The 17129-nt window shown below is 72.6% G+C and carries 11 protein-coding genes; 2 read left to right on the top strand and 9 right to left on the bottom strand.

Annotation, left to right across the window (positions count from 1 at the left end):
- Positions 1–313 precede the first annotated feature (313 nt).
- Both ABR737_RS13945 and ABR737_RS13940 read right to left on the bottom strand, forming a co-directional pair.
- Complete coding sequence (locus ABR737_RS13945) at positions 314–1198, bottom strand: TIGR01777 family oxidoreductase (protein ID WP_350250495.1); 885 nt, start codon at positions 1196–1198, stop codon at positions 314–316.
- 83 nt (positions 1199–1281) lie between these two features.
- Positions 1282–1800, bottom strand: coding sequence for a DUF4240 domain-containing protein (locus ABR737_RS13940; protein ID WP_350250494.1), 519 nt, complete (start codon positions 1798–1800; stop codon positions 1282–1284).
- A gap of 240 nt (positions 1801–2040) precedes the next feature.
- On the opposite strand from ABR737_RS13940, the gene ABR737_RS13935 reads away from it, so the two are divergent.
- Positions 2041–3945 carry a hypothetical protein gene (locus ABR737_RS13935; RefSeq protein WP_350250493.1) on the top strand — a complete coding sequence of 635 codons (1905 nt, stop codon included), beginning with the start codon at positions 2041–2043 and terminating at the stop codon, positions 3943–3945.
- Positions 3946–4076: 131 nt separating this feature from the next.
- Positions 4077–4997: an SDR family oxidoreductase gene (locus ABR737_RS13930; RefSeq protein ID WP_350250492.1), complete on the top strand. Its 921-nt coding sequence runs from the start codon at positions 4077–4079 to the stop codon at positions 4995–4997.
- An 89-nt stretch (positions 4998–5086) separates the two neighbouring features.
- On the opposite strand, the gene ABR737_RS13925 is transcribed toward ABR737_RS13930, so the two are convergent.
- From ABR737_RS13925 to ABR737_RS13895, 7 genes are all read right to left on the bottom strand, one after another.
- Entirely contained in the window at positions 5087–6172 is a 1086-nt protein-coding gene (locus ABR737_RS13925) for a helix-turn-helix transcriptional regulator (protein ID WP_350250491.1), read from the bottom strand.
- A gap of 1100 nt (positions 6173–7272) precedes the next feature.
- Entirely contained in the window at positions 7273–9945 is a 2673-nt protein-coding gene (gene aceE, locus ABR737_RS13920; protein ID WP_350250490.1) for a pyruvate dehydrogenase (acetyl-transferring), homodimeric type, read from the bottom strand.
- Between the two features lie 286 nt (positions 9946–10231).
- Positions 10232–10855 (bottom strand): GntR family transcriptional regulator, encoded by a 624-nt coding sequence (locus tag ABR737_RS13915; protein WP_088797323.1) that lies wholly within the window; start codon positions 10853–10855, stop codon positions 10232–10234.
- Between the two features lie 158 nt (positions 10856–11013).
- On the bottom strand, positions 11014–12753 hold the full coding sequence (gene sucB / locus ABR737_RS13910; protein WP_350250489.1) for a 2-oxoglutarate dehydrogenase, E2 component, dihydrolipoamide succinyltransferase: 1740 nt from the start codon (positions 12751–12753) through the stop codon (positions 11014–11016).
- Between the two features lie 54 nt (positions 12754–12807).
- Entirely contained in the window at positions 12808–14196 is a 1389-nt protein-coding gene (gene lpdA, locus ABR737_RS13905; protein ID WP_350250488.1) for a dihydrolipoyl dehydrogenase, read from the bottom strand.
- A 322-nt stretch (positions 14197–14518) separates the two neighbouring features.
- Positions 14519–16063 carry a leucyl aminopeptidase gene (locus tag ABR737_RS13900; protein ID WP_350250487.1) on the bottom strand — a complete coding sequence of 515 codons (1545 nt, stop codon included), beginning with the start codon at positions 16061–16063 and terminating at the stop codon, positions 14519–14521.
- Between the two features lie 211 nt (positions 16064–16274).
- Positions 16275–17069, bottom strand: a complete 795-nt coding sequence (locus tag ABR737_RS13895; RefSeq protein ID WP_350250486.1) for an adenosylcobinamide-GDP ribazoletransferase — start codon at positions 17067–17069, stop codon at positions 16275–16277.
- Positions 17070–17129 lie beyond the last annotated feature (60 nt).

Genomic DNA, 17129 nt, shown 5'->3' with positions numbered 1-17129 from the left:
ACCCCTGTCGTGCCCGGTGCCGCCATGGGGGATACCGAGGTGAGGCGTGCGAGGTCGGCAGGAGGCGGCGGTCCGTTCGAGAGGGGGCGTCCAAGGGGCGCATCGACGCGCCCCTTGGCCAAAGCTTCCCGTGTGGCCCCGCGGCTATGCCGCCCGGACGGCGGTGTGACGCGGACGACTCCGCGGTGCGGACGACTCCGCGGTGCGGACGACTCCGCGGTGTGGACGACGGTACGACGCGAAGGACCCCCGGTGCGGACGACTCCGCGGTCCGGACTGCCATGCGGCCCGGAGCGCTACGCGGCCCGGAGCGCTACGCGGCCCGGACCGCCTCGATGATGCGCGGATGGGCGAACCCGAACCCGGAGTCCAGCAGCCGCCGCGGAATGACCCGCTGACTGCCCAGCACATCGCCGGCGAACTCGCCCAGGGCGGCCCGCAGGACCGGCGCTGGCACGGTGAGCAGCGTGGGCCGGCCCAGGACACGGCCCATCACGGCGGTGACCTCGCGGTTGGTGACCGGCTCCGGGGCCGTGAGGTTGACCGGACCGGCCAGGCCCTCGGTGTCGATGAGGTGGCCCAGCGCCCTGACGTGGTCCTCCAGGGAGATGAAGCTCCAGTACTGGCTGCCGTCGCCGAGCCGGCCGCCCAGACCGAGCCGGAAGAGGGGGAAGAGCCGGCCCCAGGCGCCGCCGGAGCGTGCCACGACCAGACCGGTGCGGGCGAAGACGGTACGGATGCCCGCCTCCTCGGCCGGCTTCGCGGCGTCCTCCCAGGCCACACAGACCTCCGGCAGGAACCCGTGGCCGGCCGGTGCGCTCTCGTCCGTGCGCCGGTCGCCGGTGTCGCCGTAGTAGCCGATCGCGCTGCCGCACACCAAGACTCCCGGCGGGGTGTCCATGGCGGCGAGGGCCGAGGCGAGGGCCCGGGTGCCCAGGACCCGGCTGTCACGGATCTCCTGCTTGTAGGCGGCCGTCCAGCGGTGGTCGCCGACCCCGGCGCCGGCCAGGTGGACGACGGCCCCGCAGCCGGCCAGCCCGGCGGTGTCGACCTCCTGGCGCCCGGGGTCCCAGCGCACCTCGTCGGCGGCCGTGGGCGCACGCCGTACGAGCCGCACGACGTCATGGCCTCCCGCGCGCAGGGACCGTACGAGCGCCGTGCCGATGAGTCCGGACGAGCCGGTGATCGCGATCCGCATGGGGCCATACTGCCCGTAGTGATGGACCGGTGGTGGCATCCGGGGGTCCGGGCCCGCCGCGCCCCGGCGCGAACCGCCCGCGGCTACGGCCTGAAACGGTCCCAGAGGGTGGGAAAGCGCTCCGCCATGCCCCGGTCGTCGTCGAAGTCCAGGTACGTGCCGACCGGTTCACGGGGCGGCGCGGGCAGTCCCAGGTCCGGCATCACCCCGCCGGTCAGCTGCTCGTACGCCTCGTCGGCCGCATAGCCCAGCTCCTCGGCGTCGCCGTCCACCGCCTCGTCGAAGTCGTCCAGCAGCTCGGCGAGCTGGTCGGGGTCGTGCAGCGCGCCCTCGAAGACCTCCCGGCCCTGGCCGATCAGCCAGCAGCGGAAGTAGTCGAAGGCGTCGTCGCCGGCGCCGCCCAGCAGCACCGAGGCCGCGGCCCACAGATCCCAGGAGTACGCCCGGTTGTAGCGGGCCTCGAAGTGGCGGGCGAAGTCCACGACGGCATCCGGGTCGAGCCCGAGGAGCCGCTCGACCAGCACGTCGGCCTGCTCCTCCGGGTCGCCCGCGGCGGCCTCGCGGGAACCGTCGATCAGTTCCCAGAACTCCGTCTCGTCCATCACCGCTCCAGCATCTGCCCTGCCGGGGCCCGTCGCATGCGGAGTACCCCGGATGCGACGGGGTCGTTATCCGGATCGGTGACATGGCGGGCGCGCCGGTGACGGGGTGTTCGGATCGGGTTCGCTCACCCGGGCCGGCTCCGCCGTGTGACCGTCCCAAGAATCACTCGTTGGACGGCGTGCAACGACCGAACGACGGCATATCCACCATTTCGCGAAGGGCTGTTCCAGGCCATGCCCATGGACGAACGCACCCGGGCCGATGTCGAACGGGCCGAGGCGGCCATCGTCGAGCACTATCCACGGCTCGTCCGCCTCACCTACCTCGTCCTGCCCCCGTCGATGGGCCGCCACCGCCGGGTCCTGACCGCACACGGCCTGGTCCAGCGGGCGCTGCCGCGGGCCCGGCTGCGGCGGCCGGACGGCGGGCTGCCGGCGCAGCGCGGCCCGGCGGCCGAACCGGGCTACGACGTGGTGCGGCTGCGGGCCCTGCGGCTGGCGCTGGCGCACGAGGGACGGCCGGTCCGGGGACCGCTGGCCCTGCCCCGGGTGTGGGGCCTGCGGCTCTTCCCGCGGGTCGGCGGCGCCGAAGAACTCGCCCTGGACCAGGCGCTGTCCGCGGTTCCCGCGGCGGTACGGGCCGCCCTCGGGCTGTGGCATCTGGAAGGGCTGGACGAGGACGCCGCACGCAGCGTGCTGGCACTGGCCGGGGTCGAGGAGCCCGACGCGGCACAGCGGGCGGCGGCGCAGCTGGACCGGGAGACCGGGACGGGCGCCGCGGCGCTGCTGAACTCGGCGGAGTTCGACCCGTGCACGGTGCAGACCCGGCCGACGGACCTGCTGCGCCGCCGCCAGCGGGTACGGGCGGCGATCGCGCTGGTGGCCGTACTGGCGGTCGGTGCCGCGGCGGCCGGGCTGTCGCGCGGTGACGGGGACCGGACGGGGCACCCACCGACCACGGCGGAGCAGGCGCTGGACCCGGGCCGGCTGCTGCGCACCCCCAACGAAGAGTGGACGGACACCTCCCGGGTGGACTTCACCGCCTGGCCCGTGCGCGGCCGGCAGGCGCGCGACCAGGAGCTGCTGGGGCGGGCGCTGCGGGTCTGGGCGGCGCCACCCGCCGATGCCCGGATCATGACGTCCGCGGGCACCTCCACCCGGCCGCCCGACCACCCGCCGCAGCTGCTGTACGCGGGCCTGATCGACGCCGTGCCGGTCGTGGTCTTCTACGACGGCGAGCGGCTGGTGCGCTACGCCGAGCCCGAAGGCGCCACGCCCACCTTGCACTTCGCCCGGGTCGACAACGCGGACCTGACCACCGGTGCCGCGCTGGTGATCGGCCGCGGCAACGGCTGGATGCGGTATCTGCTCGCGCCCTGGGTCTCGGATGTCGGCGTCCGTGACCTGCTGGCCCCGGCCGCCCCGGTGCACGGACTGCATGTCACCCCGGACGGGGTCACCGACCGCATCGCGGTACCGCCCGAGGGGGGCACCGGCTGCGGTCACTGGCCGGCGGCCCAGTTCCGGCCCTCGACCCGGATCGCGGGCACCGCCGTGAACCCTCCCTTCCTGTTGACCGACCTCAACGACCTCGTCCCCGTCCACCTCACCTCCGTGCCACCCGGCGGCGCACCGGCCGCCCAGCCGGGGGAGGCGACCGGCACCCCGGCCCTGCAGGGCTGGGCCCGTACGGCCTGCTCGCTCGGCTCGCTGCGGGGCACCGGCGTACGGTCCGTCAGCAACTGGGCGTTCGCCGGCCAGCGACTCCCGGAGGACAGCGGCAGCGCGACCTGGGTATGCAGCCGTGCCGACACGTGGCGCGGGCCAGGCAGCGTGACACTGCACTTCCTGCCGCCCGCCACGCGCCCGGCCGAGCCCGGCCGGATCGCCGGACGGGCCAGGGACACCGCCGCCTGCAGCCGCTTCGGAGCCCCCGTGGTCGGGAACGTCCACTGGCGGGCGCGGTCCGGCAGGTGGTATCTGCTCGCGGCCGGCACCCAAGGGGTCGGCGGTATCGACGCCACCGGCGGGGTACGGGTCTCCGGCCACACGAACACGCTCGCCGCGCCCGCCGGGCAGAACGCCCCGGACGAGGTCGTGGGACGGCTGCGGAGCGGGGCGACGGTGCGCGCGCTCCGTCCGTAGGCGGTGGGCGGACCGCTGTACGGCGGCCCATCCGGACTGGCGGCCGATGAATCCGGACAGGAGATGTCGGGTTTCACTGCCACGGTCGCCGTGTACGGATGCGAGGCACCTGACAGCGAGGAGTGGCGTACATGACGGAACAGCGGGAACTGGCGGGACGGGTGGCGCTGGTGGCCGGGGCGACCCGCGGGGCCGGGCGGGCGATGGCGGTCGAGCTGGGGCGGGCCGGTGCCCTGGTGTACGTGACGGGACGGACGACCCGGGAACGCGTCAGCGAGGTCGGCCGGGCCACGGAGACGATCGAGCAGACCGCGGAGCTGGTGAGCGCGGCGGGCGGCACCGGTATCGCCGTACCGACCGACCACCTGGACCCGGCGCAGGTCAAGGCGCTGACCGAGCGCATCGACCGGGAACAGGGGCGACTGGACGTACTGGTCAACAGCGTCTGGGGCGGCGACCGGCTGATCGAGTTCCACACCAAGCTGTGGGACCTCGACCTGGAGAACGGGCTGCGGATGTTCCGCCTCGGCATCGACACCCACGTCATCACCAGCCATTACGCCCTGCCCCTGCTGATCAGGCGGCCCGGCGGTCTGGTGGTCGAGGTCACCGACGGCACCGCCACCTTCAACCGCACCTACCGGGACAACCTCTGCTTCGACCTCACCAAGAACGCGCCGCACCGCATCGCCTTCGGTCTCGCCGCCGAACTGAAGGAACACGGCGGCACGGCGGTCTCGCTCACCCCCGGCTTCCTCCGCTCCGAGGAGATGCTCGACCACTTCGGGGTGACGGAGGAGAACTGGCGCGACGCGGTGGCCGAGGAGCCGCACTTCGCCATCGCCGAATCGCCGGCCCTGATCGCCCGCGGTGTACGGGCCCTCGCCGCCGACCCGGCCAAAGAGCGCTGGAGCGGTCAGTCGCTCTCCAGCGGGCAGCTGGCGAAGGAGTACGACTTCACCGACGCGGATGGCTCGCGGCCCGACTGCTTCGGTTACTTCGAGGAGGTCGTCTTCGGCGGGAAGGAGGGGAGTGCTGGTGACTATCGATGAGGGGGAGGTGAGACGGTAGGGGTGCCGGGGTCGGGGTCAGGGCCGGTGTCTGTGCCTGTGCCCGTGCCCGTGCCGGGGCGTCCGGTGGATCACGGTCCGCCGCCGTCCGGTCCGGCTCCTGCCCCGTCCCTCTCCGCGTACAGCGCGGCCATTCGGCGGGCGGCCGAGGCGAAGCGTTCACGTAGCTCGGGGGGCGCGAGGATGTCGCCCTCCGGGCCGAGCGCCAGCAACTGGGCGTAGGCGACCTCGGCGGACTCCACGGCGAGGGTCACCGTCAGCCGGCCGTGCTCATCGAGGCCGTCCGCGGTCTGCGCCCGTTCGATCGCCTCGCGGGCCGCGGCGCGTTCGGTGACGTACGGCAGCTGCCTGACGCCCTGCGGGGACAGCCGCAGCACCACCTCCTCGTGCAGGATCGACCGGGCGAACTGGGCCGCCCGCTGTGCCCAGAACTCCGGGAGGTCGAAGGACACATCACGGGCGAACCGCCCGCCGGCATCGTTGGCGTCATTGGCGTCGTCGGCCCCGGAGGCGTTGCCGCTCCCGGCGGGCGCCACGGCGGTGAACCGGTCGACACGGTAGACGCGGTAGTCGCGGTAGTCGCGGTAGTCGCCCTGCGTACGCGCCGCCAGGTACCAGACGCCCGCCTTCAGCACCAGGCCGTACGGCTCCAACTCCCGCTCCACCTCTGTGTCCTTGCGGAGGTAGCGGGCGGTGATCCGGCGGTCGTCCCAGACTGCGTCGGCGATCCTGGGGAGCAGGGCGGGCGTCTCGGGCTCCTGATACCAGCCCGGGGCGTCGAGGTGAAAGCGCTGGGCGGCACCGGTCGCGGCGTCCCGCAGCTCGGGCAGCAGGGCGGCGGAGACCTTCAGCCGGGCGGCGGACGCGGCGTCGGCCAGGCCCATCTCGCGCAGGGCGGAGGGCACTCCGGACAGGAAGAGGGCTTCCGCCTCGCTGCGGCCGAGGCCGGTGAGCCGCGTGCGGTAGCCGCCTATGAGGCGGTAGCCGCCGGCCCGGCCGCGGTCCGCGTAGACGGGCACCCCGGCCTCGGAGAGCGAGAGGACGTCGCGGGCGACCGTACGCTCGGAGACCTCCAGCTCTCGCGCCAGCTCGGCGGCCGTCATTGACGGCCGCGTCTGGGGCAGCAACACCATCCTGATCAGCCGGGCAGCACGCATGGGTCCATGATGCGGGGGGCCACTGACAACTTGCTTGTCCGCGGGTGCGTTGTGGCTGGGCGCGCAGTTCCCCGCGCCCCTTTGGGGCGCCGTCGCGTCTGTCTCAGTGACGCCGCTTGACGGGTGGGGCTGGCGCCTTTGCGGGTTTCGTGATTGCCGCGGGGGCCGGAGGGGACGCACCGGAACCCTCCCCCAGCCTTCGGCCGGGAGGTGCCCCCACGGCGCGGGCGGCCCTGGTCCATGGATTTGATTGCCCCGGCGTTCGCTCCGGTCCTGCGGGCGGGTCCCGGTACATCCCCTCCGGCCTTCGTGCGTTCCCGTCTGCCGCCCGGTGGCACTGTCCGTCACCACACACAAACGCATGCCGCCTGCGGCCAAGGAGCACCCGGGGCGGTCGGGCGGACGACGGCGGCCGGATGACGACGGTTGGGCGACGACGGCCGGATGGCGACGACTGGCGGCCGACAACCTGCAAGCCCGCTCGGCCAGTTCCTTGCCATGAGCTGGTGTGGCTCGGACCTGGTGGTTGCCCAGCGCCCTGCCAAGGGCTGGTGCGGCTGAGACCTGGCTGTTGGCCCGCGCCTTGCCAAGGGGCGAGCGGGTGTTGGCCGTAACGGTGATCAGTACGGCGGGAAAGTCGCCAACGTACGGCGGTCGGAGGGGATGTCCGGTGCCCCGCCCGCAGGACCGGAGCGAACGCCGGGGCAATCAATCCATGGACCAGGGCCGCCCGCGCCGTGGGGGCATCTCCCGGCCGAAGGCTGGGGGAGGGGTACCGGGCGTCCCCTCCGACCCACCACCCACAACGACTGGGCGAAACGGCCCCAGCCACCGGCAACCCGCATCGAGCCGGATCGAACCGAGCCGAAGCGGCTACGCCACCGCCAACGGCCACATCGCACAACCACAAAGACAGCCCGGCCCGGCCGTAGTCAGGGCTTGGTCGGCCGGGCCGGTGGTGGGTTCCCGTGTGGAGGCCCCGGGCGCGGGAAGGTGGCCTCCACACGGGAGTTGGGGGTGCCCCGGAGGGCGGGCGGCGCCCGGTGCGGGCAGGGGCCGCCGAACGAGGCACGGGCCGCAATGTGGCGGCGGCCCATGGCTCACAGGCCGTAGCGCTCCCTGGCCTCCTTGACCGCCTCCGGCTTGACCTGGCCGCGACGGGCCAGGGCGGCGAGCGCCTGGACGACCACCGACTGCGGGTCGACGCCGAAGTGGCGACGGGCCGCCTCGCGGGTGTCGGACAGGCCGAAGCCGTCGGTGCCGATGGAGGTCCAGTCCTGCTCGACCCAGGGGGCGATCTGGTCGGGGACCGCACGCATCCAGTCGCTGACCGCGACGACCGGGCCGGGGGCGCCGGCCAGCGCACGGGTGACGTACGGGATGCGGTCCTCGCCCTCCAGACGGGCGGCATCGCACTCCAGGGCGTCGCGGCGCAGCTCCGTCCAGGACGGGGCCGACCACACGTCCGCCGCCACGCCCCAGTCGTCGGCCAGCAGCTGCTGTGCCTCCAGGGCCCAGTGGATGGCGGTGCCGGAGGCCAGCAGCTGGAGCTGCGGGCTGTCGGCCTGGGGCTTGGTGCCTTCGTTGAAGCGGTACAGGCCCTTGAGGATGCCCTCCTCGACGCCCTCCGGCATGGCCGGCTGGACCTTGGTCTCGTTGTAGACCGTGAGGTAGTAGAAGACGTCCTCGGCGTCCGGGCCGTACATCCGGCGCAGGCCGTCCTTGACGATGACCGCGACCTCGTAGGCGAAAGCCGGGTCGTAGGAGAGCGCCGCCGGGTTGGTGGAGGCGATCAGGTGCGAGTGGCCGTCGGCGTGCTGCAGGCCCTCGCCGGTCATCGTCGTACGGCCGGCGGTGGCGCCGATGACGAAGCCGCGGCCCAACTGGTCGGCCAGCGCCCAGAACTGGTCGGCGGTGCGCTGCCAGCCGAACATCGAGTAGAAGATGTAGAAGGGGATCATCGGCTCGCCGTGCGTCGCGTACGAGGTCGCGGCGGCGGTGAAGTCGGCGAGCGAGCCGGCCTCGGTGATGCCCTCGTTGAGGATCTGGCCGTCCTTGGCTTCCTTGTACCAAAGGAGCTGGTCACGGTCGACCGGGTCGTAGGTCGCGCCCTTGGGGGAGTAGAGGCCGGCGGTCGGGAAGAGCGATTCCATACCGAAGGTGCGGGCCTCGTCGGGGACGATCGGGACCCAGCGCTTGCCGGTCTCCTTGTCCCGCATCAAGTCCTTGATCAGCCGGACGAACGCCATGGTGGTGGCGATCTCCTGGCTGCCGGAGCCCTTCTTCAGGGCGTCGAAGGCCTTGTCGGCGGGCATCGGAAGCGGCTTGGCGACGACCTTGCGGGCGGGGGCCGGGCCGTCGAGGGCGGCGCGGCGTTCGCGCAGGTAGACCATCTCGGGGGAGTCGTCGGCGGGGCGCCAGTACGGCACCTGGTCGCCCTCCAGCGCGCTGTCCGGGATGGGGAGTTCGAGGGCGTCACGCATGGTGCGGAACTCCGCCATGGTGAGCTTCTTCATCTGGTGGTTGGCGTTGCGGGACTCGAAGCCCGCCCCGAGGGTGTAGCCCTTGACGGTCTGCGCCAGGATGACGGTCGGCGCGCCCTGGTGCTCGACGGCGGCCTTGTAGGCGGCGTACACCTTGCGCGGCTCGTGGCCGGCCCGGGAGGTCTGGAACAGCTCCAGCAGCTTGGCGTCGGTCAGCTCGCGGGCCAGGGCCTGCAGGGACTCGTTGGCGCCGAAGAAGTGTTCGCGCAGGTAGGCGGCGTCGCGGGTGGCGTACGTCTGGAACTGTGCGTCGGGGGTCTCGCCGAGGCGGCGGATCAGGGCGCCGTCGGTGTCGAGCGCGAAGATCTCGTCCCAGGCCTGGCCCCACAGGGACTTGACGACGTTCCAGCCGGCCGCGCGGAACTGGGCCTCCAGCTCCTGCACGATCTTGAAGTTGGGGCGGACGGGGCCGTCGAGGCGCTGCAGGTTGCAGTTGATGACGAAGGTCAGGTTGTCCAGGCCCTCGCGGCCGGCCAGCGCCAGTGCGGCGGTCGACTCGGGCTCGTCCATCTCGCCGTCGCCCAGGAAGGCCCAGACGTGGGAGTTCGCGGTGTCCTTGATGCCGCGGTGGTCCAGGTAGCGGTTGAAGCGCGCCTGGTAGATGGCGGAGAGCGGGCCCAGGCCCATGGAGACGGTGGGGAACTCCCACAGCCAGGGCAGCCGCCGCGGGTGCGGGTAGGAGGGCAGGCCCTCGCCGCCGGTCTCCTGGCGGAAGTGGTCGAGGTGGTCCTCGGTGAGGCGGCCTTCGAGGAAGGCGCGGGCGTAGACGCCGGGGGAGGCGTGGCCCTGGATGTAGAGCTGGTCGCCGCTCCCGTCCCCTTCCTTGCCGCGGAAGAAGTGCTGGAAGCCGGTCTCGTAGAGCCAGGCGGCGGAGGCGAAGGTGGCGATGTGGCCGCCGAGGCCCAGGGCGGAGCCGCGGGTGACCATCGCGGCGGCGTTCCAGCGGTTCCAGGCCGTGATCCTGGCCTCCATCGCCTCGTCGCCGGGGAAGGCGGGCTCGGCGGAGGTCGGGATGGTGTTGACGTAGTCCGTCTCCAGGAGGGACGGCAGGGCGGTGCCTTCGGTGCGCGCGGTGTGCTCCAGGGCGCGGCGCATCAGGTACGCGGCGCGCTGGGGGCCCGCCGCCTCGGTGACGGCGTCAAGCGACTCGCGCCACTCGGCGGTCTCCTCGGGGTCGCGGTCCGGGAGCTGGTCGAGCTGGCTGTACGGCAGGCGCACGGGATCGGGCATGGGTGGCCCCTTTCCGGACGGGAGGTAGCTCGGGGGTGCCGTCGTGACCGGCCGCGTCCTTCAGGGTGGACGGCGGCCTTGACGACACCCCCTACGAGTTCGGCAGGCAGGGTTGTCGCGCCCCGACGCAAGACGATACGCCTCTGATCGATGATCGATCAACGGTCTCCGGACGAATAACCGCAGGTCGGCACGGGGTGCCGCATTTTTGGGCACCGCGTGCCAGAGGGAAGGGGGTGCCGCCGCCCCGTCCGGTGGGGTCCGTTCGCGCCTTCCGAGCGACCCGTCAGACCCGGGGTGCGCAGCTCAGCACGTGTGACTTGAGCAAGGCGCCGATCTTCGGGTCGCGCCGCCGGAACGCGTCCACGATCTCCTGGTGGTCCTGGGCGTGCGAGCGCGGCTCCGGGCTGAACCAGCGGATCGACAGCGTCGTCCAGACCTCGATGCCCAGCGACTCCCAGGTGTGCAGCAGGACGGCGTTCCCGGCAGCCCCCACGATCTCCCGGTGGAAGGCCACCGTGTGCCGCACCTGCGCCTCCCCGTCACCGGCCAGTTCCGCCTCGCGCAGCGCCGCCACCTCGCGCTCCAGCGCCACGGTGTCCTCGGCCAGCCGCCCGGCGGCCAGCTCGGCGGCCACCTGCTCCAGCCCGGCCCGCACCGGATAGCTCTCCTTGAGGTCGTCCGCGGTCAGATTCCGTACCCGTACGCCCTTGTTCGGCGCCGACTCGATCAGCTGCAGCGACTCCAGCTCCCGCAGCGCCTCCCGTACGGGTGTCTGGCTGACCTCCAGCTCCACCGCGATCCGCCGCTCCACGATCCGCTCGCCCGGCTGCCAGCGGCCGCTGACGATCCCCTCGAGGATGTGCTCGCGGATCTGCTCGCGCAGCGAATGGACGACGGGCGGGGTCATGAGGTGCTCCTTCAGAGCGCGTGGTGACGAGGGGGCCATTATCCGGGACGTGCGGAAGGCCCGGCGCACAGATGCTCAAGGGTGCACAAAGGGGTCGGCCCCGGCTCGTACGAACCGGGGCCGACCCCTGTTGCACACCTATGGCGTGACTGCCGGAATCAGAGACCGATCTCGGTCTCGAACTCGGCGGCCTCCAGGATCTGCTTGACCGTGGTCAGGTAGCGGGCGGCGTCCGCGCCGTCCACCAGACGGTGGTCGTAGGAGAGCGCCAGGTAGGTCATGTCGCGCACCGCGATGGTCTCGCCGAGGTCCGGGTGGTTGATGACCACCGGACGCTTGACGGTCGCACCGATGCCCAGGATGCCGACCTGGTTCGGGGGCACGATGACGGTGTCGAACAGGGCGCCGCGCGAACCGGTGTTGCTGATGGTGAAGGTCGCACCGGACAGCTCGTCCGGCGTGATCTTGTTCGCGCGGACCTTGCCCGCCAGGTCCGCCGTCTTGCGGGCGATACCGGCGATGTTGAGGTCACCGGCGTCCTTGATGACCGGGGTCATCAGGCCCTTGTCCGCGTCCACCGCGATACCGACGTTCTCGGTGTCGAAGTAGGTGATGGTGCCCTCGTCCTCGTTGATCCGGGCGTTGACGACCGGGTGGGCCTTCAGCGCCTGGACCGCGGCCTTGACGAAGAACGGCATCGGCGAGAGCTTGACGCCCTCACGCTGCGCGAACCCGTCCTTGGCCTTGTTGCGCATCCGCATGATCGCGGTGATGTCCACCTCGACCACGGAGGTCAGCTGCGCCTGGCCGTGCAGGGCCTTCATCATGTTGTCGCCGATGACCTTGCGCATCCGCGGCATCTTGACGGTCTGGCCGCGCAGCGGGGACGCCTCGATGACCGGGGCCTTGGAGGCGGCGGCCGGGGCGGCGGCCGGAGCCGGCGCGGCGGCCTTGGCGGCCTCGGCGGCGGCGATGACGTCCTGCTTGCGGATCCGGCCACCGACACCGGTGCCCTTGACCGTGGAAAGGTCGACGCCGTTCTCCGCGGCGAGCTTGCGCACCAGCGGGGTGACGTAGGCGCCGTCGCCCTCACCGGCGGCCGGGGCCGGGGCGGGGGCAGCGGCCGGCTTGGGAGCCGGAGCGGCCGGAGCCGGAGCCGGGGCGGGCGCCGGGGCGGCAGCGGCCGGAGCGGGCGCCGGAGCCGGCTCGGGGGCCGGTGCCGGGGTGGGCTCAGGAGCGGCGGCCGGGGCCGGAGCGGCGGGGGCCGGGGCGGCGGCCGGAGCGGCGCCGGCCGCACCGATGACGGCGAGCTTGGCGCCGACCTCGGCGGTCTCGTCCTCACCGACGACGATCTCCAGCAGGGTGCCGGAAGCCGGGGCCGGGATCTCGGTGTCGACCTTGTCGGTGGAGACCTCCAGCAGCGGCTCGTCGGCCTGGACCTCCTCGCCGACCTCCTTCAGCCAGCGGGTGACGGTGCCCTCGGTGACGCTCTCGCCGAGCGCGGGGAGGACGACGTCCGTGCCCTCGGCGCCGCCCGCGGGGGCAGCGGCGGGGGCGGGGGCCTCGGCGGCCGGAGCCGGAGCCGCGGCCGGCTCGGGCTGCGGCTCGGCCGCGGGCGCCTCGGCGGCGGCCGGGGCCGCCTCGGCCGCGGGCGCACCGCTGCCGTCGTCGATGAGGGCCAGCTCGGCGCCGACCTCCACGGTCTCGTCCTCGGCCACCTTGATGGCGGACAGGATGCCGGCGGCCGGGGCCGGGATCTCGGTGTCGACCTTGTCGGTCGACACCTCGAGCAGCGGCTCGTCGGCCTCGACGCGCTCACCCTCGGCCTTGAGCCAGCGAGTGACGGTGCCCTCGGTGACGCTCTCGCCGAGCGCCGGCAGGGTTACGGAAACCGCCATGGTTTCAGTTGCTCCTTACAAAGTGGTGCGGATGTGATCGCGCCCGGGAATGGGTCAGTCGTGGGAGTGGAGAGGCTTGCCGGCCAGGGCCAGGTGGGCCTCGCCGAGGGCCTCGTTCTGCGTCGGGTGCGCGTGTACGAGCTGCGCAACCTCGGCCGGCAGGGCCTCCCAGTTGTAGACCAGCTGGGCCTCACCGACCTGCTCGCCCATACGGTCACCGACCATGTGGACGCCGACCACGGCACCGTCCTTGACCTGGACGAGCTTGATCTCGCCCGTGGTCTTCAGGATCTTGCTCTTGCCGTTGCCCGCGAGGTTGTACTTGAGAGCGACGACCTTGTCGGCGCCGTACAGCTCCTTGGCCTTGGCTTCGGTGATGCCCACCGAAGCGACCTCGGGGTGGCAGTACGTGACGCGCGGCACGCCGTCGTAGTCGATCGGCACGGTCTTCTCACCGGCCAGCCGCTCCGCCACCAGCATGCCCTCGGCGAAGCCGACGTGCGCGAGCTGGAGGGTGGGAACGAGGTCACCGACGGCCGAGATGGTCGGCACGTTGGTCTGCATGTACTCGTCGACGAGGACGTAGCCGCGGTCCGTCGCGACGCCCTGCTCCTCGTAGCCCAGGCCCGCCGAGACCGGCCCGCGGCCGATCGCGACCAGCAGCACCTCGGCCTCGAAGGTCTTGCCGTCGGCGAGGGTGACCTGCACGCCGTCGGCGGTGTACTCGGCCTTGTCGAAGAAGGTGCCGAGGTTGAACTTGATGCCCCGCTTGCGGAAGGCCCGCTCCAGCAGCTTGGAGCTGTTCTCGTCCTCGACCGGGACGAGGTGCTTGAGGCCCTCGATGATGGTCACGTCGGTGCCGAAGGACTTCCACGCGGAGGCGAACTCGACGCCGATGACGCCGCCGCCCAGCACGATCGCGGACTTCGGCACGCGGTCCAGCGTGAGCGCGTGGTCCGAGGAGATGATGCGGTTGCCGTCGATCTCCAGGCCCGGCAGCGACTTCGGCACGGAGCCGGTCGCCAGCAGGACGTGACGGCCCTGGACACGCTGGCCGTTCACATCGACGGAGGTCGGGGAGGACAGCCGGCCCTCGCCCTCGATGTACGTCACCTTGCGGGAGGCGATCAGGCCCTGCAGGCCCTTGTACAGGCCCGAGATGACCTCGTCCTTGTACTTGTGGACCGCCTCGATGTCGATGCCCTCGAAGGTGGCCTTGACACCGAACTGCTCGCTCTCGCGAGCCTGGTCGGCGATCTCACCGGCGTGCAGCAGAGCCTTGGTGGGGATGCAGCCGTTGTGCAGGCAGGTACCGCCGACCTTGCCCTTCTCGATCAGGGCGACGTCCAGGCCCAGCTGCGCCCCGCGCAGGGCAGCGGCGTAACCACCGCTACCGCCTCCGAGGATCACTAGGTCGAAAACGGTGCTGGCGTCGTTCGCCACGTCACGTCCTCCATGCATGGGTACGCCGGAGCCGGTCTCCGATGACCGGGCGGCGGCTGTGGTTCGGCCGCTGTTACTTCGGCCCTGGGTAAGGGGGGCCCTGTCCTGCCGAGAACCCATCTTCGCACTTGTTCCACGAAGCCGGGACGGCGGGCCGGTCTCAGGGCGGACGATCAGCCGCCCCGTAAGGGTTACTGGCACGTACTGGCGTACGGATTTCGTTGAGGGCGAACACCGGACGCGGACGCACCTACGGCCCCGGGTGGTATGCCCGGGGCCGTACGGAAATGACGGACAAGGGGGAAGCTCCCCGGGGCGACCGTCAGCCCAGATCGCCCGCGGCGGTGCGCTCCGCCAGCCGCACCAGGGTGCGCACCGCGGATCCCGTACCGCCCTTGGGGGTGTAGCCCCACGGCGCGCCCTCGTGGAACGCCGGGCCCGCGATGTCCAGGTGGGCCCAGGTGATGCCCTCGCCGATGAACTCCTTGAGGAAGAGCCCGGCAACCAGGCCGCTGCCCATCCGCTCACCCATGTTGGCGATGTCGGCAACCGGCGAGTCCATGCCCTTGCGCAGCTCGGACGGCATCGGCATGGGCCAGGACTGCTCGCCGACCTCCTCCGCGATCTCGTGGATCGAGGTACGGAACGCGTCGTCGTTGGCCATGATCCCGAAGGTGCGGTTGCCCAGCGCCAGCACCATCGCACCGGTCAGGGTGGCGACGTCCACGATCGCGTCCGGGGTCTCCTCCGAGGCGCGGGTCAGTGCGTCGGCCAGCACCAGACGGCCCTCGGCGTCGGTGTTCAGCACCTCGACGGTCTTGCCGCTGTACATGGTCAGCACGTCACCGGGGCGGGTGGCGGAGCCGGACGGCATGTTCTCGGCGAGCGCCAGCCAGCCGGTGACGTTCACCTCCAGGCCCAGCCTGGCGGCGGCCACGACGGCGGCGAACACCGCGGCGGCGCCGCTCATGTCGCACTTCATGGTCTCGTTGTGGCCGGCCGGCTTGAGCGAGATGCCGCCCGAGTCGTAGGTGATGCCCTTGCCGACCAGGGCCAGGGTCTTGTTCGCCTTGGGGTGCGTGTGCGCGATCCGCACCAGCCGCGGCGGGGTCTCCGCGCCCTGGCCGACGCCCAGCAGGCCGCCGTAGCCGCCCTTCTTGAGCGCCTTCTCGTCCAGCACCTCGACCTTGAGGCCGAACTCCTTGGCCGCGGCCTGCGCCTCGGCCGCGAACGACTTCGGGTCGAGGTCGTTGGGGGGCATGTTGATCAGGTCGCGGGCGCGGTTGATCTCCGCGGCCAGCGCCTGGGCGCGCTCGGCGGCGGCCTTGAACTCCTTGTCACGCGGCTTGCCGCCCAGGAGCACGGCCTCGGCGAGCGGCGCCGACTTGGCGTCGTTCTTCTTGCCGCCCTTGGCGTTCTGCCCGTTGCCGTTGCTGCGGTAGGCGGTGAAGGAGTACGCGCCGAGCAGCGCGCCCTCGCTCACCGCGGCGGCCGCCTCGGCGTCCTCGACGGGCAGTGCGAAGGCGGCCTTCTTGGTGCCGGTCAGGGCGCGGGCGGCGCTGCCCGCGGCGCGCCGCAGCGCCTCGGTCTCATAGCCGTCGTCCTTGCCCGGCGCCTCGCCGAGGCCGGCCGCCAGCACGACCGGCGCCTTGAGGCCGTCGCCGGCGGGCAGCTTGGTCACCTCGCCCTCGGCACCACTTGCGCCGAGGGTCTCCAGCACAGCGGCGAGCTTGCCGCCGAAGGCCTTGTCCACGGCCTCCGCGCCGGGGGCGACAACGACGCCCTTGGCGCCCTTGGCCACGCCGACGACGACGGCATCCGCACGCACCGTTGCGGCGGAAGAAGTACTGAGGGTCAGTGCAGTCACGGTGATGAAGGTCCTGTTCCGTCCGGGGAATCCGTCTGCGCGCAGCGCGCTGCTGCCGCCGAGCCTACGCTCGGTGGCGCCACAAGACCCGTCCGATACCACACCGGCACATAACGGGGCCGGGGGAGTTACCGATCTGCGGGTCGAACTGCCCGTCTTTGTCGGTGAGTTGGGGGAAAAGGGAGGCGCGCCCGGGCGTGGGGGCCGGGAGCTACCCGAGAGCCAGCGCCACCACTGCCGTGAGCCCCGCGCTCTCCGCGAGCGCCCCGAACACATCACCGGTCACCCCGCCGAACCGCCGCCGGCAGTGCCGCAGCAGCAGCTCGCCCAGCCCGAGGCCGAGCAGCGCCGCGAGCCCGGCGTGCAGCGCGCCGTACGCACCGAACGCGGCCCCGGCCGCCGCGCATCCGGCAGCCACCGCACCCGCGCACAGCAGCGCCGCCCGCACCGGGACGGTGCCCGCGACCGCCGCGCCGAGCCCTTCAGGACGGGCGGCCGGCACCCCCGCACGGGAGGCGAGGGTCAGCGCGCCGCGCGCGGTGACCGCCGCAACGGCCGCCGCGACGGCGCCGCGTGCCCAGCCGTCCTCGTACAGCGCCGCCAGCGCGGCCACCTGGGCCAGCAGGGCGAACAACAGCGTGATGACCCCGAACGGGCCGATATCGGACTGCTTCATGATGCGCAGCGCCTCCCCGGCGGGCTTGCCGCTGCCCAGCCCGTCGGCGGTGTCGGCGAGCCCGTCCAGATGCAGCCCGCGGGTGAGCACGGCGGGCACCACGGCGGTGGCGACCGCGGCGAGCAGCGGACCGCCGCCGAGCAGCAGCACCGCCGCCCCGGGCACGGCCGCGCACAGCCCGACCACCAGTCCGGCCAGCGGCGCGCAGAGCATGCCGCCGCGCGCCGCCTCCCGGTCCCAGCGGGTGACGCGCACCGGCAGCACGGTCAGCGTCCCGAAGGCGAAGCGCAGGGCGTCGAGGGGGGCCGGGGGAGCGGGGGTGTCGGTCACCGCGGCAGGCTATCCGGGCGGCTGCCACGTCCGGCCGCCGGTCCGGACCGTCACCCGCCG

Source organism: Streptomyces sp. Edi2, assembly GCF_040253635.1.
Lineage (GTDB): Bacteria > Actinomycetota > Actinomycetes > Streptomycetales > Streptomycetaceae > Streptomyces.
The sequence above is the reverse complement of the archived record's forward strand: the minus strand, read 5'-3'. Positions and strand labels throughout refer to the sequence as shown.

Excerpts from the sequence above, each read along its gene's own strand:
- ABR737_RS13925 (WP_350250491.1), bottom strand. The coding sequence starts at position 6,172 with ATGCGTGCTGCCCGGCTGATCAGGATGGTGTTGCTGCCCCAGACGCGG.
- ABR737_RS13930 (WP_350250492.1), top strand. The coding sequence starts at position 4,077 with ATGACGGAACAGCGGGAACTGGCGGGACGGGTGGCGCTGGTGGCCGGG.
- ABR737_RS13915 (WP_088797323.1), bottom strand. The coding sequence starts at position 10,855 with ATGACCCCGCCCGTCGTCCATTCGCTGCGCGAGCAGATCCGCGAGCAC.
- ABR737_RS13940 (WP_350250494.1), bottom strand. The coding sequence starts at position 1,800 with ATGGACGAGACGGAGTTCTGGGAACTGATCGACGGTTCCCGCGAGGCC.
- ABR737_RS13945 (WP_350250495.1), bottom strand. The coding sequence starts at position 1,198 with ATGCGGATCGCGATCACCGGCTCGTCCGGACTCATCGGCACGGCGCTC.
- sucB (WP_350250489.1), bottom strand. The coding sequence starts at position 12,753 with ATGGCGGTTTCCGTAACCCTGCCGGCGCTCGGCGAGAGCGTCACCGAG.
- aceE (WP_350250490.1), bottom strand. The coding sequence starts at position 9,945 with ATGCCCGATCCCGTGCGCCTGCCGTACAGCCAGCTCGACCAGCTCCCG.
- ABR737_RS13935 (WP_350250493.1), top strand. The coding sequence starts at position 2,041 with ATGGACGAACGCACCCGGGCCGATGTCGAACGGGCCGAGGCGGCCATC.